At 68.4% G+C, this 19,938-nt stretch carries 19 protein-coding genes; 12 read left to right on the top strand and 7 right to left on the bottom strand.

The genetic code is table 11. The features are described from left to right. Positions 1-154: 154 nt before the first annotated feature. A complete protein-coding gene (locus MUY14_RS04990; protein WP_247021263.1) occupies positions 155-949 on the bottom strand; it encodes a helix-turn-helix domain-containing protein in 795 nt (264 codons plus the stop codon). Between the two features lie 402 nt (positions 950-1,351). Between MUY14_RS04990 and MUY14_RS04995 the strand changes: the two genes are divergently transcribed. Then, complete coding sequence (locus MUY14_RS04995; protein ID WP_247021265.1) at positions 1,352-2,161, top strand: hypothetical protein; 810 nt, start codon at positions 1,352-1,354, stop codon at positions 2,159-2,161. 76 nt (positions 2,162-2,237) lie between these two features. Here MUY14_RS04995 and MUY14_RS05000 read toward each other — a convergent pair whose 3' ends face one another. Beyond that, complete coding sequence (locus tag MUY14_RS05000) at positions 2,238-2,858, bottom strand: hypothetical protein (RefSeq protein ID WP_247021267.1); 621 nt, start codon at positions 2,856-2,858, stop codon at positions 2,238-2,240. 232 nt (positions 2,859-3,090) lie between these two features. Here MUY14_RS05000 and MUY14_RS05005 point away from each other — a divergent pair, with 232 nt between their 5' ends. The 4 genes from MUY14_RS05005 (at position 3,091) to MUY14_RS05020 (ending at position 7,567) form a co-directional block, all read left to right on the top strand. Further along, the gene (locus MUY14_RS05005) at positions 3,091-5,490 is read left to right on the top strand and encodes a non-ribosomal peptide synthetase (protein ID WP_247021269.1); all 2,400 of its coding nucleotides are present in this window, start codon (positions 3,091-3,093) and stop codon (positions 5,488-5,490) included. Further along, positions 5,490-6,224 (top strand): class I SAM-dependent methyltransferase, encoded by a 735-nt coding sequence (locus MUY14_RS05010; RefSeq protein ID WP_247021272.1) that lies wholly within the window; start codon positions 5,490-5,492, stop codon positions 6,222-6,224. Before MUY14_RS05005 ends, MUY14_RS05010 begins: the two co-directional genes overlap by 1 nt. Before the next feature lie 50 nt (positions 6,225-6,274). Then, positions 6,275-7,126 carry a class I SAM-dependent methyltransferase gene (locus tag MUY14_RS05015; RefSeq protein WP_247021274.1) on the top strand — a complete coding sequence of 284 codons (852 nt, stop codon included), beginning with the start codon at positions 6,275-6,277 and terminating at the stop codon, positions 7,124-7,126. Between the two features lie 81 nt (positions 7,127-7,207). Next, positions 7,208-7,567 (top strand): VOC family protein, encoded by a 360-nt coding sequence (locus MUY14_RS05020; protein WP_247021276.1) that lies wholly within the window; start codon positions 7,208-7,210, stop codon positions 7,565-7,567. 42 nt (positions 7,568-7,609) lie between these two features. Here the strand turns inward: MUY14_RS05020 and MUY14_RS05025 are convergent, their stop codons facing one another. Then, entirely contained in the window at positions 7,610-9,187 is a 1,578-nt protein-coding gene (locus tag MUY14_RS05025; RefSeq protein ID WP_247021279.1) for a carbamoyltransferase C-terminal domain-containing protein, read from the bottom strand. Continuing rightward, complete coding sequence (locus MUY14_RS05030; RefSeq protein ID WP_247021281.1) at positions 9,181-10,044, bottom strand: isocitrate lyase/phosphoenolpyruvate mutase family protein; 864 nt, start codon at positions 10,042-10,044, stop codon at positions 9,181-9,183. Before MUY14_RS05030 ends, MUY14_RS05025 begins: the two co-directional genes overlap by 7 nt. A gap of 151 nt (positions 10,045-10,195) precedes the next feature. Here MUY14_RS05030 and MUY14_RS05035 point away from each other — a divergent pair, with 151 nt between their 5' ends. From MUY14_RS05035 to MUY14_RS05060, 6 genes are read left to right on the top strand one after another with little or no spacing between them, the layout of a single operon-like run. Beyond that, positions 10,196-11,239 (top strand): aminotransferase class I/II-fold pyridoxal phosphate-dependent enzyme, encoded by a 1,044-nt coding sequence (locus tag MUY14_RS05035; protein WP_247021283.1) that lies wholly within the window; start codon positions 10,196-10,198, stop codon positions 11,237-11,239. Positions 11,240-11,297: 58 nt separating this feature from the next. Continuing rightward, positions 11,298-11,603 (top strand): acyl carrier protein, encoded by a 306-nt coding sequence (locus MUY14_RS05040; RefSeq protein ID WP_247021285.1) that lies wholly within the window; start codon positions 11,298-11,300, stop codon positions 11,601-11,603. A 3-nt stretch (positions 11,604-11,606) separates the two neighbouring features. Further along, positions 11,607-12,869: a condensation domain-containing protein gene (locus MUY14_RS05045; protein WP_247021287.1), complete on the top strand. Its 1,263-nt coding sequence runs from the start codon at positions 11,607-11,609 to the stop codon at positions 12,867-12,869. Positions 12,870-12,916: 47 nt separating this feature from the next. Next, positions 12,917-13,648 carry a hypothetical protein gene (locus MUY14_RS05050; RefSeq protein ID WP_247021289.1) on the top strand — a complete coding sequence of 244 codons (732 nt, stop codon included), beginning with the start codon at positions 12,917-12,919 and terminating at the stop codon, positions 13,646-13,648. Positions 13,649-13,660: 12 nt separating this feature from the next. Further along, positions 13,661-14,029 carry a hypothetical protein gene (locus tag MUY14_RS05055; RefSeq protein WP_247021291.1) on the top strand — a complete coding sequence of 123 codons (369 nt, stop codon included), beginning with the start codon at positions 13,661-13,663 and terminating at the stop codon, positions 14,027-14,029. Continuing rightward, entirely contained in the window at positions 14,026-14,799 is a 774-nt protein-coding gene (locus MUY14_RS05060) for an endonuclease/exonuclease/phosphatase family protein (RefSeq protein WP_247021293.1), read from the top strand. Before MUY14_RS05055 ends, MUY14_RS05060 begins: the two co-directional genes overlap by 4 nt. Here the strand turns inward: MUY14_RS05060 and MUY14_RS05065 are convergent. The 3 genes from MUY14_RS05065 to MUY14_RS05075 are packed head-to-tail and all read right to left on the bottom strand — an operon-like array spanning position 14,772 to position 18,336. Beyond that, positions 14,772-15,803, bottom strand: a complete 1,032-nt coding sequence (locus MUY14_RS05065; protein WP_247021295.1) for a TauD/TfdA family dioxygenase — start codon at positions 15,801-15,803, stop codon at positions 14,772-14,774. The genes MUY14_RS05060 and MUY14_RS05065 overlap by 28 nt on opposite strands. A gap of 32 nt (positions 15,804-15,835) precedes the next feature. After that, positions 15,836-17,116 (bottom strand): aspartate aminotransferase family protein, encoded by a 1,281-nt coding sequence (locus tag MUY14_RS05070; protein WP_247021297.1) that lies wholly within the window; start codon positions 17,114-17,116, stop codon positions 15,836-15,838. An 11-nt stretch (positions 17,117-17,127) separates the two neighbouring features. Further along, the gene (locus MUY14_RS05075; protein WP_247021299.1) at positions 17,128-18,336 is read right to left on the bottom strand and encodes a hypothetical protein; all 1,209 of its coding nucleotides are present in this window, start codon (positions 18,334-18,336) and stop codon (positions 17,128-17,130) included. A gap of 172 nt (positions 18,337-18,508) precedes the next feature. On the opposite strand from MUY14_RS05075, the gene MUY14_RS05080 reads away from it, so the two are divergent. Beyond that, the gene (locus MUY14_RS05080; RefSeq protein WP_281506256.1) at positions 18,509-19,801 is read left to right on the top strand and encodes an MFS transporter; all 1,293 of its coding nucleotides are present in this window, start codon (positions 18,509-18,511) and stop codon (positions 19,799-19,801) included. Positions 19,802-19,938: the final 137 nt, after the last annotated feature.

Here is a 19,938-nt window from a genome sequence, read left to right on the forward strand (position 1 = left end):
GGAACATCGCCTTTTCGCACCGCCGCTCACCGGCGATGGCGAGCAGTCACGCAGCTGCGGCCGTGAATGCGTGGTGGCCGTGCCCGGCGCGGTGCCGGTCCGCATTCGATGCGCCGGCTCAGCGAGCCCGCGAACCGGCACCGGCGGCGGAGCGCTACCCCTCGGTCGCCGGCTTCGCCCCGCCGTCGCGCTTCGCCGTCTCGACCTGGAGGAAGGCCTGAACCATCTGGGCCATCGCCTCGCGGCCGGCGAAGGTCTTGACCTTGGCCAGTTCCAGCGCGAGCTGAAGCACGCCGGCCTCCCGCAAGTCGCGCAGCACGGCCAGTCGCGGGTTGACGCGCTCGGCGGCCGTGCCGTCGACGAGGTAGGAGACCGTGACGCCGAACAACGCGGCCAGCTTTCGCAACGAACGGATGCCGATGTCGACGTCGGCACCCGCACGCAGGCCTTGGAGGTCCTCCGGAGCGCAGTCGATGGCCTCGGCGACCTCGACGTCGGTGTACTCCTGGTCGCCGCCGCCGGGGCGCACCGCATCGAAACAGGCGTTGAGCCGGTCGGCCAGGGTCTGGTCGCCCTGGCCGGCGTGGGTCGCGGCCACCCGCTGGTCGACCTCGGCCACCGGGTCCGTGTCGTCCTCGGCCAGGTAGGAGACTGGGACCCCGAACACCGTCGCCAGCTTTCGCAGCACCTTGATGGTGGGGTTGTCCTTCTCCCCCCGGCGCAGGTAGCCGATGTACTCCGGCGTGCTGCCGACCGCGGTGGCCACCTCAGCGTAGGTCCACGGCCGCAGCGCTCGCTCGATCGTGTGGTCGCCGCCGGCGGCGGCGACGGCCCGAGCGTGCTCCTTGTCCGTGACTTCGCGCAAAACCGTGGTGAACAGGTAGTCGAGCTTGGCCGCGAGGGTGGGGTGCCGGCTCGAGCTGGTCCCGGCCTTCGACGGAGCGGACATGGCTCAGTCCCCTTGCATCTCCTGCGGCTGCCTTCGACAACTCTAACCGATGTGGGGCGGCGTGACGCGGGCGCTTGCCATCGCAGTTAGCCCGACTGGCTCGTTGCCGGCTACCGACCGTCGCAACGTTGGTCTGATGGGGGTAGATCGAATCGCGTGGTGGCCGGAAGTCGCCAAACTGACTTAGAGTCGTATCGCGGATGGTCTTGAAATGAGTTAGGTCAGACACCGTGTGGGCGCCATGAGGGGTGGGCGCGGTCCACGAGAACGACGTTCGGGGCTTCAGACGCCAGTGCCGTCAGCCGGCGCGCTGTGCGAACCCGGCTCGGGTCGGCGCTGGGTGGGCGTGCTCGGACACCTTCAGGCTGAGGCCGGGCGCTCAAGGCGAGGGGAGGATTACGCATGGGTACTGCCCGTGAAGACGACACTGTGGTCGTGATGTGGTCGAATCCCGACAAGAGCCATCGGGATCCCGGCACCTACGAGTCGGCGCATCTCTTTCCAGGACAGCAGATGTGCTTCGGCATCTCGAGCCGGTCCGGGGCTTTCGACCCGCGCCCGGCACGCAGTGTCGGGGCCTTCGAAATCGTGTCGGGCAACTTGCACATCTCGAACTTCACCTCCACCACGACCTTCGCGATCGAGAATCTCGAGGGGGGCGCCGAACTCGTCAAAGTCACTTCGCGACGCCGCCGGATGGTGATCCCGTTCGAGATGTCGCGCGTTCTCATCCCGTCGTGGGCCGGGCTGATCGCGGTCACGGTCTTCGGCAGGCCGCCGGAAGTGGTTCACGAAGCGGGGGTCGTCGACCTGCCCGAGTCATCGCCGTTCCAGCTGGACGAGACCAGCAAGTACTTCCTGGTGCTGGTCGCGCTCTGTGAACCGCGGCTGCGCGGTTCCTCCATGGCAGCGGTGCCCTCCGTCCAGGAGGTCGTCGATCGGCTCCGGCAGAACGACCGCTTCAAGGAGGCGAACCGCAGCAGCGTGAACTACCACATCGACTACCTCCGCGAACGGAAGCTGCGGGTCGAGCAGTGGGCGATGTACTCCGCCAACGGGCGCATGCACTCGAAGCGTGAGGCGCTTGTTTCCTTCGCATTGCGCTACGACCTCGTGCGAGAGGAACACCTCAGCCTCCTTTCGCCGCCCGTCACACCGGTGGCGTCTCGAGACGACGTGGTCGTCCCGAGAGTGGGAATCCACACTGCTTGAGGACGGAACCCCAGGTCGGCCGCTGGTACCGGTGTCACACCGGGATCGAGGTCACAGCAGCGTCGGCCGGCACAGTTCACCCGTTCTCCACGTGCGGGGACTCGATGGTCAACGGTGGCACGGCGTCGCCGGTGAGTTGGTTCAGGTGGGTGACCGTGCGGTCCAGGTGCTCGGCGAGGCGGGGGATGGTGCTCGGTGGCAGGTAGGAATCGGCGCCGGCGTTGAGCAGGCGGCGAACCGGACCCTGGTAGCTCACGCCGAGTTCACTGTCTTCGATCTCCGTGATGATCACCCGGGCTTTCGGGAACATGGCCCGGAAGCTTCCGATCAGCTGGGGGCTGATCGGCGGCACCAACAGTACGTCGACGCTCTTCGGGGCCGACTTCATGTCCAGCACGATGTAGTCGGGCCCGAGCTTGTCCGACAACGACGACCGGGCCGACTCCGACAGCTTCATCGCGGTAGCCACCACAGTCACGTCTTCGCCGGCCGGCGAGCCTTCGGCCGTCGAGTGGTGCCGGCCGAGGGTGTCGGCGGTCTCGGCGCCGAACGCGCCGCGCGCGCTGGAAATGGTCGCGATCGGTTCCCCGTTTCGGGTGATGAGCAGATCTTCGCCGGAGCCGAGGGCATCAATGAGCGCGACGAGGCCTTCGGGCAGAAGAGCGGCGTCGATTCGCCCCGCGGGCTGTTCACTCACTGTCAGTCCGGAAGACACGGGAAACCGCGACGGCGTGGGTGCTTGGCGAGGACGTCACGACGATTGATTGTTCCACACCTGATCGGGCTTCGGCCAATCGGCGCCAGCTGCCCCCTCGGTCGGCGCGCCGCTCCTGACCGGTGTCAGTACGGTCCGCCGCGTGGATCGACAATCCTGCTGAAGCCGGTCAATCCCACCGGACGATGTCGTCGAAGTCGAGCGGAAGGCGGCCATGGCCAACTCGCCCGAAACCGCGTGGAATACGTACGAGGTGCCGATACCGGCGGGGATCCTTCGCGCGGTTCCGGCCGTCGGCGATCAGCTCGACCTGCTGGTAGCCGCGTACGCCAAGGTGACCTCGGTCCTCACGGGGGAGCGGGCGGTGTCCGCGGGGTTCCGGTCGGCGGCGCATGAACGGGCACGGCTGCTTCGATTGACCGTCGAGGACGGCTCCTGGCTCGATCTGCTGAAGCTGTCGCACGAGGCCAGACAGCGCCCGGCCGATCGCCTTCCGGCGGGTACCCTGCCGGGCGAAACCGGTGCGGGATACGAAACGGCGTTGGACCTCTCCGGCTGGACAGGCCCTTCGGGGCCGGACATCGACCACTCCGGACTGGTCTCGCTGTGGAGTCTCGTCGAGGTCGGCGGCGCGCCGGCACTCCGGATGAAGTACCGCCCGGACTGCTGCAGCGAAGTGAGCGCCGTGCGTCGCGGAGGCTATTTCTGCCGTGCGCTCGAAGCCATCGTCCACGATGTCGCTGCGGATCACGGCGACCACGTCCTCGTTTCGCCGGAAGAACTCGAACTGCAGATGCGGGAGCTCTCCGGACCGGCGGCCGATCTCCCTCCGGAGCCGTTCCACCGCGCGTTTTCGGCGCAGTGCGCAAAGACTCCGGACGCACCGGCCGTCAAGGACGGTGACCGGGCATGCTCCTACCTGGAGCTCGACCGGCTGGCGAACCGGATCGCGCACTCTCTGCTGCGGCACGGTCTCAGTGCCGAAGGCGTCGTCGCGGTAAGCCTGCCGAGGTCTGTCGAGTGGGTCGCGGCCATCATCGGGGTGCTGCGGGCAGGCGGTGCCTACCTCCCGGTGGATCCCGGTTGGCCGGCAGAGCGGGCGAAAGTCGTTCTGGAGCAGGCCGAAGCGCAGATCCTGCTGACTGGCGAGCCTGCCGAGGACGGCGGGGGCGGGACCGGCGAACCGGCCTTCAGCGCCGCACGAGTGCTGAACATCCGCACGGCGCTGCAGGAATCGAACGAGGGCACCCCGGACGTCGATGTGGTGGCGTCGCAGTTGGCGTACATCTACTTCACCTCCGGCTCCACCGGCGCGCCGAAGGGAGCGATGTGCGAGCACGCCGGGGTGATGAACCACCTCGTGGCGAAGCTGGAACACCTCGACATCACCGCCGAGGACCTCCTGGTGCAGAGTGCGCCGGCCACGTTCGACATCTCGTTGTGGCAAGCGATCGCCCCGCTGCTCGTCGGCGCGGCGACGATGATCGTCCCCGCCGGGCAGGTCCGGGACATCGATGCCTTCATCACCGAAGCCGGGAAGGCGGGGGCGACGGTGCTGCAGGTCGTCCCGTCCTACCTGGAACTGCTCACGACGCGACTGGCAGAGCTGGAGCCGGCACACCGGCTGCCTACCGTGCGGCACGTGGTGGTCACGGGGGAAGTCCTGAAGAAGGAGCTCGTGGAGCGGTGGTTCGCGCTGTGTTCCATCCCGTTGACGAACGCGTACGGGGCGACCGAGGCGTCGGACGACACCACGCACCACACGATGGTGGAGCCCCCCGCCTCGACGTCGGTGCCGGTCGGCAAGCCCGTGCGCAACGTGCGTGTGCTGATCATCGACGACCGTGCCCAGGTACTGCCTCTGGGGGCGCCGGGAGAAATCGCCTTTGCCGGTGTGTGCGTCGGCCGGGGCTACGTCAACGACGAAAAGCGCACGGCAAGGGCCTTCTCGTACAGCCGGACCGATCCACCGGTGCGGATCTACCGGACCGGCGACTACGGGCGGTGGTGCCCGGACGGGGTGCTCGAATTCCTCGGCCGCCGCGACGAGCAGATCAAGATCCGCGGTATGCGCGTGGAGCTCGGTGAAATCGAGAACGCGATGCTCCGCGTCAGTGGCGTGCGCGACGCCGCGGTGGTCGTCAAGCGCGGCGCAGATCCCGACACGGGATTGGTCGGGTACTACACGGCAGCGCACCCCGTCGCGGCCGCGGATCTTCGATCAGCCCTGGCCGGGACGCTGCCCGGGTACATGATTCCCGCGCACCTGCGCCGCCTGCCGGTCATGCCGTTGACCGACAACTCGAAGATCGACAAAGCCGCCCTGGTGGACCAGGCGGATGTCGCCGGCCCGGCCAGGGAGGAGGGTGCGGCACCGCGAACAGAATCCGAGCTGATGCTGGCACAGCTCTGGGCGGAGCTCCTCGGCCTGCCGCTGTCGAACATCGGCCGCAACGACGACTTCTTCCGCAGAGGAGGCAGCTCCCTGTCGGCCATCCAGCTCGTCGTCAGACTGGGCAAACGGGTGTCGCTGCTCGACGTCGTGAGCAATCCGGTCCTGGCCGACCTCGCCGCCGCTGTCGACGGAAGTCGCCACCCGGGAGGCGAGCCGTGATGCAGGACGGTGATCACCGGGCGAAGCTGCTGCGGGCTCTGGAGTACCGTCGATCGTTCGACGCCCGGCTCGAACGGATGGACCGGGAGACGCCATTCGATCGGGTTCACGGCGTGGACACCGGGACGCCGGTCGAGCTCTGGGAGCTACCCGAAGCGGACCTGATGCCGATCGGGCGGAACGCCCGGTACGCGCCGGCGCCCGTTCGCACGGTGCGGAACGTGCTCGCTTCCTGTGGTCTCGTGCACGAAGAAGTCACGTTCGTCGACGTCGGGTGCGGCAAGGGACGGGTCCTGCTGCTGGCCGCGGAATTCCCCTTCCGCCGGATCGTCGGAGTCGAGGCGTCGGAGACGCTGTGCGACATCGCGCGGGACAACGTGCACACCATGTCACATGTCCACGGCGGGTACGACCGGATCGAAGTGGTGAACGCCGATGCCGCGCAGTTCGACGTCCCCGGCGACGCAGGGTTTTTCTTCTTCTACGAACCCTTCTCCGCCGAGGTGTCATCGACCGTTCTCGAGCGCATCGAGAGTTCGATCCGGCAGTGCCCCCGCGACGTCCTCCTGTGCTTCACAGGCCGGGGACAACCGGAAGACGAGGACGGTGAAGCCCAGTCGCGGCCGGTGGCGGCCGCGGCCGCGGAGGCGCGAGCCGGCTGGCGGGCGGCCGGAACCGTAGCGTCACCGGACGCGAAATTCTACGACTCGTTCCTGTTCGAGTACCTGGGGTGAGAACTGCTGTCGCAGCGCTGTACCCAACCGATGGGGAAGGAAGCCCGAAGATGACCGCTCAGTTCGAATCGATCAGGACCTTGCAGGACCGCGTCCCCGAACAGGAGAAGGACCAGATTCGCGAGATCTACGACGACATCGCGGCGGAGTACGACCGGCGGATCCCGGGCGAGGGGCCCACGGACCACATCTTCACCGAGTCCGAGTCCGAATTCCTGCTGTCGAAGACGCACGCGGGTGATGAAGTCCTCGATCTGGGCTGCGGGACCGGACGGTTCACCATTCCCCTGGCCGAATCCGGCGCGGTCGTGACCGGGTTGGACCTGTCGCCCGGCATGCTCGCGGTGGCCCGCGCCAAGCTGGGGGAGCGGGGGCTGCGGGCGGACCTGCGGGAAGGGGACATGGCCGACCTGCCGTTCCCCGACGCCTGCTTCGACGTCGTGACCAGCATGCTGGCCCTGATGCACATCCCGATCCCGGACCGGCCGAGGGTGTTCCGCGAGGTGCACCGGGTCTTGAAGCCGGGTGGCCGCATGGTGCTGTGTGTGAAGAATGCGGTTTTCGAGCGAATGTTCACCGGCGACCGGTTCGCCTCGGTGGACATCACGGACGTGCAGGACAAGAAACTGATCTTCACCGGTACCGGTAACGGCACCGAGCACACCGCGTCGTGGTACAGCTTCGCGCCGCACGACTTGGCCGCGCTCTTCGCCGGGGCAGGGATGGCGGTGACGCACCTGAAAGGCAACAGCCCGGTCAGCGCGTGGCTGGCGGACGAAGTCCTCGCCGACGTCCGGGTACGGGGATTCGTCCGGACGCTGGAACGGGCGCTGTCCGACGTGCCGCCCTTCAACCACCTCGGCTACTACCTGCTGGCCGAAGCGGTCAAACCAGTCGCTTGACCGCTTCTCCGGCGCCGCCGGCCGGCTCCTGCGGGAGCGAGGACCGGTGGCGCCGGAGCGGAGCGGGGACGGAGGCAAGTCATGACCAGCGTGATTCTCACGGTGACGATCGACTGCGTGGACGCCGAATCATTGTCCGAATTCTGGTGCCGGGTACTCGGCTACGCGAAGATCAGGCGGTTCACCGACGCCAAGGGCGTCGAATACATCGAGGTCGGCGGCGACCGGGAGCCGGTGCTGCTCTTCCAGCCTGTGCCCGACGCCAAATCGGGGAAGAACCGGCTGCACCTCGACATGGCGCCGGCCGAGGGCAGCCTGGCCGACGAAGTCCGCCGCCTGGTCGGCCTCGGCGCCCGCCTGCTGGTGGACGACCCGGAGTGCCCGTGGACCGTCCTGGCCGATCCCGAAGGCAACGAGTTCTGCGTCCTGCCCCGGGCATGACCGCAGCTCCTCTCGTGCCCGCTGCCGTCCCCGGCATCCGTCTCAGCCGCGGCGGACCGCCGTGCGCGGCGTGACGAAGCTGCCATTGATCACGTAGCCGTCCAAGCCGTGCTTCTCGCCGTAGGCGATGAGGTCGCTGGTGCGGTTGATGAAGCCTCGTCCGTTGTTGTTCAGCGAGGTGTTGCACAGGACGCTGAAGCCGGTGCGGTCGCGGAAGGCCTCGAGCAGGTCCGCGATGCCGGGGTTTTGCTCACGCGTGACCGTCTGGGTCCGCGCGGTGCCGTCGACGTGGGTGACCGCCTTGAGCCGGTCGGACGTGACGTGGTTGAAGTAGAGCATGTACGGGTCCACGACCGATCCGGCGAACCACCGGGGCGCATCGGACTCCAGCACGATCGGGGCGATCGGACGGTATCCTTCGCGGCGCTTGATCCGGTTGAGCCGGACCGTGGTGTCCTCCGTGAAGGGTGCGGCCAAGATGGACCGGTTGCCCAGCGCACGGGGCCCCATTTCGTAGCGACCGCGGGCCCAGCCGATGATGTGGCCGCGTTCGAGGTGTTCGGCGACGTCCGCGGCGACCAGCGGACGCACGGCGTAGGCCGACGGGTCAGGCTGGACGTCTTCGACGAATTCCTCGCCCGCGTAGACCGTCCAGTCGATCGTGGCCTGACCGGTGTAGAACCATTGGGCGTCGATGGCGGTGCCAAGAGCGGAGCCGCTGTCGTTCGGGCACGGCGGGACGAACACCGATTCGAACAGGTCGCTCTCCCGCCACATCCGGTTCCAGTCGCAGTTGAGCCCGCAGCCGCCGGAGACCAGCAGCGGCAGACCTTCGGTGAGGTTCTTCTCGGCGTAGTCGTGGAAAGCGGAAAAGATCGCATCGGAGTGCCGCTTGGCGAGGTTCCGGTACTCCTGCGACTCGACACCCTTGTCATGTACGGGAGACCACGACATGGCTTCCTTGGGCAGCGACGAAAAGACCCGGTTCTGGGCCAGGATGAACTCGATCGTCTTCAGCTCTCGCCCGGTGAGCGGCACGTCTTCGGCGAAGCCGGTCAGCGCCATCTGCTTGCCGGCGTCGCCGAAGCGGAAGACAGCACCGCCGGGGTGCGCCGGATCGGCGAGCGCGAACAGGAACGCGTACTTGCTGCCCGGGTCGCTCATCACCTCCTTGAGGTGGGTGGCTTCGCCCTTGGCGTCCACGCGGTAGAACGATCCGATGTGGCCTTCCCAGACCAGCGCGTAGTACTCCTTGCCAGGAGCCGCCGGTGCCATCCCGAGAGAGGCGTAGATGTGCGACCGTTCGTGGGTCGAGGAGAAGTGCCGGATCTGCTTGCCGAAGATCCGGCCCGCCGCATCGGAGGTCGAGCCTTCGCCGACTCCGAAGTATCCCGTCCGTGACGGCGGATCGGCCAAGGAGAAGCCTTTCATCCACCCGCCGAGCGCTACGACGTCCGGAACCCGGTCCAGTGCGCCGACGGCTCGGGTGACCACGTCGGCGGTCAGCCGGTCGTACCGCGGGAAGTTGTCCTTCTCCGCCTCGAGCGAGAACAGCAGCTTGCCGTCCTCGATCGCGGCGACGCCGCCGTCGTGCCCTTCCTTCATGGCCAAGATCAACATGTCGGCCTTTCTCCGTTCGCCGGTTCCGCGGGAAGAAGGGAGTTCATCGCGTCGAATGCCAGCCCTTCGGCGACGCGGTCGAAGGTGCCCCGCTGCAGGGCGTCGCTCGCCGTGGCCATGGTGACCGCCATCGCGGTCTGCGCGAGCCAGCTGCCGAGGCTGATCCTCCGTACGCCGGCGCCAGCCAGCTCGGCGACCGTGGGGCCGCCCGGCATGATCCCGGCGTTGACCGGCAGGGGCGTGGTCGTACTGATCCTCTTCAACGTGTCCAGGTCGAACAGCCACGGGACGAAGAGCCCGTCTGCGCCCGCGTCGGCGTAGGCCTCGGCCCGGCACAGCACCTCGTCCAGCCGCCCGGCCGGATCGCCGATCGCGAACAGGTATCCGTCGGTGCGTGCGTTGACGAAGAGCTCCGGGCAGCCCGCTGCTGCCGCCGCGTCTTTCGCCGCCCTGATGCGGGCACACTGCGCTGCGACGTCGAAGAGCGGTCCACCGGGCCGCCGTGAGTCCTCCAGGTTGACGCCCACCGCGCCGGCGTGGATGATCGCCGTCACGGTCGCGGCCACGTCGGCCGGATCGGGACCGTAACCGGCTTCGATGTCGGCGGTCACCGGCAGGTCGACGACCCGCGTGATCCGCCGAACGGCAGCCGCCATCTCGGCGGCCGGTATCCGCTCGCCGTCGCGGTAACCCTGGCTCCACGCCACGCCGGCGCTGCTGGTCGCGATGGCCTTCGCGCCGGTGGCGGCCACGACGACCGCACTGGCCGCGTCCCAGGCGTTCGCCAGGAGCAACGGCTTGCCGTCGTGTGCCGCGCGAAACAGCTTCGCCTTGGCTGACCAGGAACCGTTGCTCACGATGACAACATTCCTTCCCCCGATCGTAAAGGTGGCCGCGGCTGCGACACACAGGACTTTTCCAGCCAGGGCCGCGCGCTGCTCCTGACTGATGTCAGTACGGGCGGGGTGCGTTGCCGGATAGCGTCCTGTTTGACGGGGAGGAGAACGCATGGTGCCGTGTGTTCCGGATGCATCGGCCGGGGACGGACCTTCCGCACGGCAACGCCGAGTCGCTCTCGGAAGCGTTTCCCCGCTCGGCATTCCCGAGTTGCGCGAGGCGATCGTCGGTCGGGAACGAGCGGTGTCGAAGAGCGCCTTCGTCGGCAAAGCGAACGTGGCGGTCACCGAGGGAAGCGCGAACGCGGTCGGCGCCGCCTTGCGTCATTGTTCCGCCCGCGGCTACCGGAAGGCCGTCTGCGGGGCTCCGGTGCCGCTCCGGATCCGGAAATCGATGGCTTCCGCGGGATTCGCCGTGAAGGCGCTGCCACTGGCGTACGAGGAAGATGACTGGTTCGTCCTGCACCGCGCCTGCGGGGACCGGGCGGTGATCTACCTGAGCTTGCCCGATGACCCCACCGGAGCGGTGGCCACGGCCGGCTACCTGTCGATGCTCGCAGGGTTCGCCGCTTCGCATGACGTGGTTCTCGTGTACGACGCCAGGTTGGACGCGTTCCGGTTCACGGCGGACAGCTGCCCGACGCCGGTCGATCTCGCCGTTTCGGCCTCGAACGTCGTCGTCGTCAACTCGCTGGCGGAGAACTACGGCGGGACAGGCGACCGTGTCGGGTGGATCGTCGCACACGAGGCGGTCGTCGACGGCCTGGCACACCAGCCCGGGTGGGCCGCGAACCGGGTGAGTCTCAGTGACCAGCTGGCGGCGGTGCGCGTCCTGGGCGAGGGCAACGACGCGGTGACAGCCGAGGTCCGGAACGGCCGCGCCGCGTACCAGGCCCGCGTGGCGGGGCACCGGATCTTGGACGTGCCCCTCCCGGGGGGTGGCAGCCGGCTGTGGCTGGATCTCGGCGTCCGCGACGTCGACTCGCTGGCCAAGTACGCGCGGATCGAGCACCAGCTCGTGCTCACGACCTCGTCCGGCTACGCACCGCCGGAGCCGGGACACATCCTCTTCCCCACCGGGGTTCCGGTCCACCGCCTGTGCGAAGGCGTGGACAAGCTCGAACGGGTGCTCGCCGGATGGGGAGACGGGCCTTGACACCTGAGCCACCACGCTGCCCGAAGCTGACCCTGCGCCGAGGAAGGTACCCGTTCCGATGCCCCGAAGTCCCCACGCTGCGGACCACGTCGCCGCCTTGACCACCATCTGGCGAGAGGTCCTGCGCAACGACCACCTCGACGCGACCGCCGATCTGTTCGAGAACGGCGGTACGTCGCTCCACGTGCTGCAGATCGTCGGCCGGATCTACGACACGCTGGGTGTGGAAGTCCGGCCCCGGCACGTCTTCCTGCACGCCTCACCGCAGGACCTCACGGCGTTCCTGGTCGAAGATCCGGCTAGTGAGCGGCCGGCCGGCCGGCGGTCGGACGACGATCGAACCCACTCGCGACCCCGGAGGTAGACGATGGCGACCCGCCGGGCGGGGTATTCCTCAGGTCCGACGTCGCTCCACGAAGAGGAGCGCCTGTCGGGAGAGTACGCGGACTGGAGCAACCTGGTCCTGGGAACGGCGTGGCTCACCGGTGAGCTGGACATCGCCGCGGTCCGCGAAGCATGGCGACGGGTCTGCCTGCGGCACGACGTCATGCGGCGGACCTACGCCGGCGTAGACGAAGCGCGGACCTACGCAGACCCGCTGAGCGACGTCGAATTCCACGTCCGCGAGACCGACGCGGAGGCCATCGAACTGATGCGGGCGACTCTCGGCGTTCCGTTTTCCCTGTTCGGCATGGGGTTCTCCCGTATCGCGATCGTGCGGACGGGGGAACACCGCCACCTCGTGGGAATCGCATTCGACCACATCATCACGGACGAGCTTTCGTGGAGCCTCCTGATGACCGACTTCACCGAGTTCTACCGCCGGGCCCGGGAAGCCGGCGTCGGCGCCGTCGCCCAAGCCAGGTCTTACCACGATTTCGCAGTCCTGCAACGGCGGGAGCTCGGCGGCGAATGGGGTCGGCGACGCAGGGAGTTCTGGCGGTCGTACACGACCGAGTTCGGCACCTCTCCACCGGGCTTTTCGACGCGGGCGAGTTCCGTGGCCCCGCCCGTGAAAAAGGTGCTGCGCCAGGACCTGCCGGCCGACACGAAGGAGAGGGTGGCGGATTTCGCCCGGCGGGCGCGGGTGACGCCGTTCGCGGTGACGGCCTCGAGCGTTCTCGCGGCGATGCGGGAATTGGCCGGCGACACGTCGGTGGGGCTTTTCACCGGCTGGTCGAGCCGCACACTTCCCGGCACGTCACGGACCGTCGGGCTGCTGGTCCACAACGCCCCGCTGCACCTCAGCAGGCGGACGGCAGATCCCCTGGAGGTGGTGCGGGAGGTTTTTCGCCGCAGCATCGACCTCTCGGAATACGGCCTGCCGCTCGTGGGGGCCGGCAGGCTGTGGGGAGAGGAACTGATGTCGCCGGGCGCAAAGGCGGGCGTACACCTGTTCTTCTACGACGGCACGGCGGTTCCGAAGGTCCGTGCTCTCGCCGGGACGTCCACCGAGCCTGTCCTGTTGGAAGTCCCGGGCAGTCCCCGCATCTGGGAGGACACGATCAGCGTCGACTGCCAGGTCGGCGAGAAGGATCCGCGGATGGTCGCCGTGTACAACGAGAATCTCTTCCCCGGTGACCTCGTCGAACAGCTGCTGCGGGTGGCCGCGAGGTTCGTCCTGTCGTGATGGGACCGAGCCTGTGTTCAGGACACGGAAAGAGGAGTGATTCAGGAATGCCGCGAGTTTCCGCCCGGCCGACGTTGCCGGAGATCGATCACCAGCTGCACTCGGCCGGGGAGCGGGGTGCGGACGCGCTCTTCCGGCGGGGCGAGGAGGTGGTCCGCCGCCTCACCGATCCGGCCGAACTGAGGTCGCTAGTCGAGCAGGTGCTGGCAGACGAGACCCGTCTCGCGCGGATCGCCGCGCGTTCGTACTACCACGCGAACAACTTCCTGAAGGTGGTCCTGATGGGAGGAGCCGGGGACACCTGGAAGCTCCGCCTGCACGTGTGGCACCCGCAGCCGGCGGGTGCCACGTTGAAACAGGAGGACGTGCACTCGCACCGGTGGGACTTCACCACCGCCATCGTGCTCGGGAAGTACCACGCCCGCGAGTTCGGCATCGCGCCCGGTGAGGAGTACCACCACTACAACTACCTCCCGGTCGGCGACTCGCGATCGTTCTCCTTGGTCTCGCGTGGCCCCGAACAGCTCCGCACGGTGTTCGACGCCACTTTGCCCATGGGGACCGTGTACCACCTCGACCACCGGGTTCTCCACAGCATTTCCCAGGCCGACACCGAGCCGGTGGCGTCGGTCGTCATGCAGGGCGTGCCGGTCCGCGACGCGACAGACGTCTACCGCACGACACGGATCGGCGACGAGCCCACCACCGAAAACGCGGTCCACCGGCCGTCGTCCGCACTGCTGGCGAAGGAGCTGGTGCAGTTCCTGTCCTGGATCTGAGCGGAGGGCACCATGACCCGATATCGGCACACCGCCCGGGACGCGGCGCGGTTCTCCAAACACGGGATCGACCTCACGGTCTACGGTCAGACTTCGTCCTTGGTCACCGTCGCGCGGGTGTATGTCGAGAAAGGACACTTCGAGGAGTTCTTCGATCTGCGGAGCACCTACCTCTACTACATCGTGAGTGGCCGGGGAACGTTTGTCCTCGACGATGAAGCGGTGGTCGCCGAAGAGACCGACCTGGTGGTCGTTCCACCGAACACGCGCATCTACTACTTCGGGACGATGGAGATCCTCCTGACTGTGTCTCCTTCGTTCGACGAGCGCAACGAGCGGCACGTGCGGTTCGTGGCCGACAGCGAGAGTCCCTACCGATGACGGCGGGAGCCGGTTCGGTGAAGCTCGCCACCTGGAACATCGGGGGTGGCGTCCTGGGGCCGTCCCACCAGAGCGGCGGCGAGCCGTCGCTCGGCTACCACGCGTCGATCCTGGCGGCGCACTCACCCGACGTGGTCTGCCTGCAGGAGGCGCACGACTACCGGGGACGCGGGGAGAGCCAGCCGGACCGCCTGGCCCGCGAGCTGGGCTACCCGTACGTGGCGTCCTTCCCGGTTTGCGAGTCGCACCTGGACGAGAACGCCGCATTGGCACTGGCGATCCTGTCGCGTTTCCCGGTGCTGGACGTCGTCGGCACGAAGCTGCCCAACCCCGGGCTGACCTGGACCGGCCCGGACGGTACTCCGTGGACACTGGCCGACAAGGGCTATGTCACGGCGGTCGTCGACTTGGGCGACCGGGAGATCGGCATCCTCAACGGGCACTGCTTTCCCCTGCACTACTTCGGGGCGAGCCCGCTCGAGGCCCGGTTCGCGCCGGGGTGGGAGGCACTCGGGGCGGACCTGATGGCGATGAAGGCGGAACGGTCCGCATTCGCCGCCCTCGACCTCAACCACGAGCCGGTGCACAGCGTGCTGCGGGATGTCCTCGGCGCGGATGGCTACGCCACCGCGTTCGAGAACACACCCACGACGCCCAAAGGTGTGCAGCAGGACTACATCCTCTACGATTCCGCGGTGCGGATGCTCACGTCCACCGTGGCCGGCACGCGCGCCGACCACTTCTACTGCGAGGCCGGTTTCCTCGTGTGAGCCGGGCCTGCCCCGGTCGTCCCGGGCCTACGCGGAAAGCCGGTGGCGAAGGTGACCAGGAATTCGGGAGAGCCCTCGTAGGCCGAGCGGCCCTGCGCCGTGGCGATGTTGTCGACGAGCAGCAGATCTCCCCGGTGCCATGGGACCTCCGACGTGACGGCGTCCCAGGCGCGCTGCACGGCGGCGACGTCTTCCACCGACAGCGGCGAGCCGTCGCCGAACGAAGTGTCCATGGGCATGTCCCTTCCGAAGGCCTTGGTCATGACCGTGCGTTCGGCTGGGTCCAGGCTGTGGGCGTTGAGGAAAGAGATCTGGTTGAACCAGCACTCCTGCCCGGTTGCCGGGTGCGCTATGACCCCGGGCCGGTGCCGGATCGTGCGCAGCACGCCCTCGGAGAGTTGCTGGTGGCCGATTCCTCCGGCTTCGAAGACCTCTTCGAGCGCGGCCCGGTCCGGGACGGAAAAAGCTTCCTCCGGCGACAGGCCGAACCCGTCGTGGAAGACCCGGGTCATGATCCAGCCGTCCGCCCGCACCCGGCTGGCCAGGCGGGTGGGCAGGTGGCCGGCAATCCGTCGGGCATCGGCGAGGCGGGCCCGCCCGGTGCCCGCCGGCGGGGTGAGGCACGCGGTGAGCACCACCGACGGGAACGTCATGCTGAAAGCGCTCTCCTGGAACGGGCACACCGCACGATCCTGCGGCCAGTCGATCGGTGAGACGACTCCCCGGCTGAATTCGCCTCTTCGGGTGAACGCCTCGACGGGCCGCTGGACGGTGAGACCCAGGGCCTCCCTCGCGTCGGCGAGGGCATCGGGTCCGTCGAGGGGAAGGCCCTGGACGAGCACCGCGCCGTAGCGCAGCAGATGTTCACCGACGGCCTCCGCCGTCTCGCGCAGCCACGAGAACGGGTCCTCCGCCGGGGCGCCGAAGCTGGGGATCCAGGTCTCGACGGACGCCCCGGCGGTGGGGAACCTCGCGGCACAGAGAGAAGGGGTGGCTTCGCTCACCGGGTCCTCCTTGTGAACGGCGGGCCGCCGGGTCAGTGACGGGCTGCGGCGGCGAGGTCGGCGGCGGTCGCGACCGCCTCGATGATCTCCGTCGTTTGCTCGGAGGTGAGTGGCAGCGGCGGGGCGATCCGGATCACGCCGCGTTCGTGACGTGTCAGCACGCCGGCCTGGGCCGTGGCGGTCGCGATGGCCTCGCCGGATTCCGGGCCATCGGTTTCGAGAGCGACCATCAGCCCGAGCCCCCGGACGTCGGCGATCAACGGGTTCGGCTCGAGCTTCCGCAGGCCGGCCAGGAGCTCGCCGCCCTGGGCGGCCGCGTTTTCGACCAGCTTCTCCTCGGCCATGACGTCGAGCACGGTGTTGGCGACCGCGCTGGCGACGGCGTGCCCGCCCGTGGTGTGCCCGTAGCGGAGTCCTTGGGCGATCGGCTCTCGCCGGAACGAGTCTTTGATCGGCGTCGTGACCGTCACTGCGGCCAGCGGAACGTAGCCGCTGCTGATCCCCTTGCTCATGGTGACGATGTCCGGCGTGATGCCGTCGTGGTCGAAGCCGAACATCCGGCCCGTGCGGCCGAACCCGCACAAGACCTCGTCGATCACGAGGAGCGTTCCGTGCCGGTCGCAGAGCTGCCTGAGCCGGGTGAGGAAACCGGCGGGGAGCACGACGCAGCCGCCGAGGCCGAGCAGCGGCTCCACCATGACCGCTGCCGCCGGGGTGCCGTTTTCCAGCGCGTCGGAGAACCTCGCGATCAGCGCGTCGCACGCTTCTTCGGTTCGCGCATCGCGGGGGGAGGTGGGCACGGTCACGTGGTCGACCGGAAACGGCCGGTCCCACTCGCTCATGGTGAAGGGGAGCCCCGACAACTGCTGGGCGAGGAACGTGGAACCGTGGTACCCCGTTTCGAAGGTGATGACCCGGTTGCGGTTCTCGCCGATGTTGCGCCAGTACTGCAGGGCGATCCTGATCGCCGCTTCGGTCGCCTCCGAGCCGCTGTTGAGCAGGCAGGTTTCGTTCAGCTCGCCCGGCAGGATCCCGGCGAGCCGCGCCGTAAGCGTCTCGGCGGGGTCGTGGCTCGACACCATGAGGTCGTAGTGGACGAGCTGCCGGAGCTGCCGGGTCGCGGCCTCGATCAGCGCGGGGTGCCCGTGGCCGCACGAGGCGTTGAGGACGCCGGAAATGCCGTCGAGGTACCAGTTGCCCTCCGCGTCGCGGACGCGGTTGCCCTGCGCCTCGACGATCCGCATGGCGCCGGCTTGCTGGGCGATAGGCGTCCACGGACGCCACAGTTTGCTCGTCGGGTGGGAATTCGGCATGGTCACACCTTTCATGGGGACGTGGGTGGTGAGGATTTCGCTTCGGTGAGGGTCGAGATCGCCGCGGCAAGCCAGTGGTGCCAGCGGCTGCCGAATTCGCGTGCTCCGTAGCCGGTGATGCGCTCGTCGAGGCTGAGCCGGAGGTGGAGTGCGTCGCCGGAGACGACAGCAGCCGCCTGGAAGGCGCAGGTCGGTGGGGTGCGCACGTGGGTCTGCGGCACCCTGACGGCCGGGACACCGGCGACGGGCACGGCGAGGTCCGCCACGTGGGTGTAGTCGAGGTAAGCCGCGACGGCTCCGTGGAATACGGGGCCGAGCGCCGCGACCGCGGTGTACGGCACGTCGGCGTGCTCGATTTCGTCGTGCCACTGCGCGACGAAGTCTTCCGGCTTCCGGGCCGGCCCGCCCGGAGCGATGGACAGCACGGTGTTCATGAAGCACCCGACGACGTCGGAGTGCGAGGGAGGCCGGTTGGCCCAGGGGTAGCCGATGACGGTCGGCCCGGGCCCCCCGACGTCCTGCAAGGCGCGGTGGAGCGAGTAGAGGACGTAGGGGAAGGGGGAACCGCGGAAGCCGGCGGGGACGGCGACGCTCGGGAGTTTTCGGACCGGGACGAACCGCGCGGTCTCCTCGTGCGGTTTCGGAAAGCTGCCACCGGCGGTTTCGAGGCGGTCCGCCCAGAACTCGATCCCGGGCCCGCCGGCGGCCGCGGCTTCGGCCGCGATCTGCTGCTCGACCGCTTCTCGGTATCGCGTCGGCCGGCACCTGTCCGGCTCGGCGGGGGCAGCCAGCTGCCGCTTGACGAGCTCGAGCGACTGTTCGTCGACGAAGGCGTGGTCGAGAACGAGGACCAGCTCGTCACATTCGGGCGACCGGATGAGGCGCGCCGAGATGGGGGGACCTTCCGTTGCGGATTCCGATTCCTCGATCGCTTCGAGCACCCGTTGCGAACGGGATTCGCTGTTCGGCGCGCGCAGTTCGGCGAACTCGCATTCAGCGGGGTACCACTCCTGGTGGACGGAGCCTTGGGAGAACACGATCCGGTGAGACAACGCCGGGTTCCGCAACACCAGCGATCGCAGGACGGCGCGCACGGAGCCGGTCGCGAGCCGAGCCGGCGGTGTGCGGAACCTCAAGGCGATGACGGCTTTCCGGTCCGAGCGCTGCGTGTACATCGCGAAGGCCAGCTGGGCGCTGAGCAGGGGAAGCCGTTCCGTCATACGACTTCTCCTTTCGGCTTCCGGTGCCCCTCCGAGCTTCGTGGAATCCTGCTCCCGGAAGTCCTGGCATCTGACAGGAACAGGGTGCCCGCGTGCTGTTCGCCGTGGTCGGAAAGCGGCGGGTCGCGCGGACCCGGCGGTTCCCGGAATCGGGCGTGCTAGGTTGCCTCAGATGACGGATGAATCGACGGATCCGCAGCCTGCCGGGTCCAGGTCCGGTAGTCCGGCGCTGTGGCGTCACCGGGATTTCATGTTGCTTTGGAGCGGGCAGACGATCAGCGAGATGGGGTCCGCAGTCACCCAGATCGCCCTGCCGTTGGTCGCCGTACTCCTGCTCGACGCCAGCACGTTCGAGGTCGGGTTGCTGGCGGCGGCGGGTACGGCGGCGTTCGTGCTGATCGCGCTGCCCGCCGGGTCGATCGTGGACAGCCGGCCCAAACGCTCGGTCATGATCGTCTGCAACGTTCTCCGCCTGGTGGTCGTCGGGTCGGTCCCGGCGGCCGCCGCGTTCGGCGTGCTGACGATGGCGCAGCTGTACGCGGTCGCGTTGGCGGCCGGGGTGTGCACGGTGTTCTTCGACGTCGCCTACCAGAGTTACGTGCCGTCCCTGATCGCCGCCGACGACCTGATGGACGCCAACGGCAAGCTGGGAACCACCCAGGCGTTCGCGCAGCTGGGTGGGCCAAGCCTGGGCGGGGGACTGGTCGGCCTGTTCGGCGCCGCGGGCGCGATGGTGGCCGATGCGCTCTCCTACGTGGTCTCCGTCCTGTCGATCCTCGGGATCGCGAAACGCGAGGAGCCTCCGGCGCGGCCGGTGGACGAGCCGCTGCGGCGCCGGATCACCGGGGGCCTGAGGTTCGTCCTCGGTCACCCCGTGCTGCGCCAGGTCGTCGCGTGCACGGGCACCGCGAACCTGTTCTCCGGTATGAGCTGGTCGCTGGCGATCGTGTTCCTCGTCCGCGAGCTGCACGTGAAGCCCGCCCTGACCGGGCTGGTGATGGCGGCCGCCGCGGTCGGCGGGATAGCCGGGGGAGCGCTGGCCGGGCGCCTCGCGAAGAAGATCGGTTCGGCGCGGATCATCTGGGTGTCGACCCTCGTTTTCGGGGCGCCGCAGACCATCGTGGCGGCTGCCTGGCCGGGCTGGGGAGTGCTGCTGGCCCCGCTGGGCTGGGCCATCGGCTATTTCGCCTCGATGGTTTACAACATCGCGCAGCTCAGCTACCGCCAGTCGGTGACACCGCCGGAGCTGATGGGCCGGATGAACGCGGCCGTCCGCTGGGTGGTGTGGGGCACGCTCCCGCTCGGCGGCGTTCTCGGTGGCCTGCTGGGCACACTGATCGGCGTGCGGGCGACGTTGTGGCTCGCGTTCGGCGGCGCTTGGGCGGCCGGCTGGTTCGTTTTCTTTTCTCCGCTTCGCCGACTCCGTGACGTTCCGCAGTCCGTGCCGGAGTCCGCCTCACGCTGAGGCAGTCCGACGCCCCGAGATCGTCGGAGTCCTATCCGATGTCAGTACGGACCGGTGTCGCAAGCGCATTAGCGTCTTCGTCGTCGCATCGCCCCACTACGAACGCCTAGCTCTTGAGCTGGCGGCTTGTCGCAGGG

It is taken from the genome of Amycolatopsis sp. FBCC-B4732 (assembly GCF_023008405.1).
In the GTDB taxonomy this organism is placed as follows: Bacteria; Actinomycetota; Actinomycetes; order Mycobacteriales; family Pseudonocardiaceae; genus Amycolatopsis; species Amycolatopsis pretoriensis_A.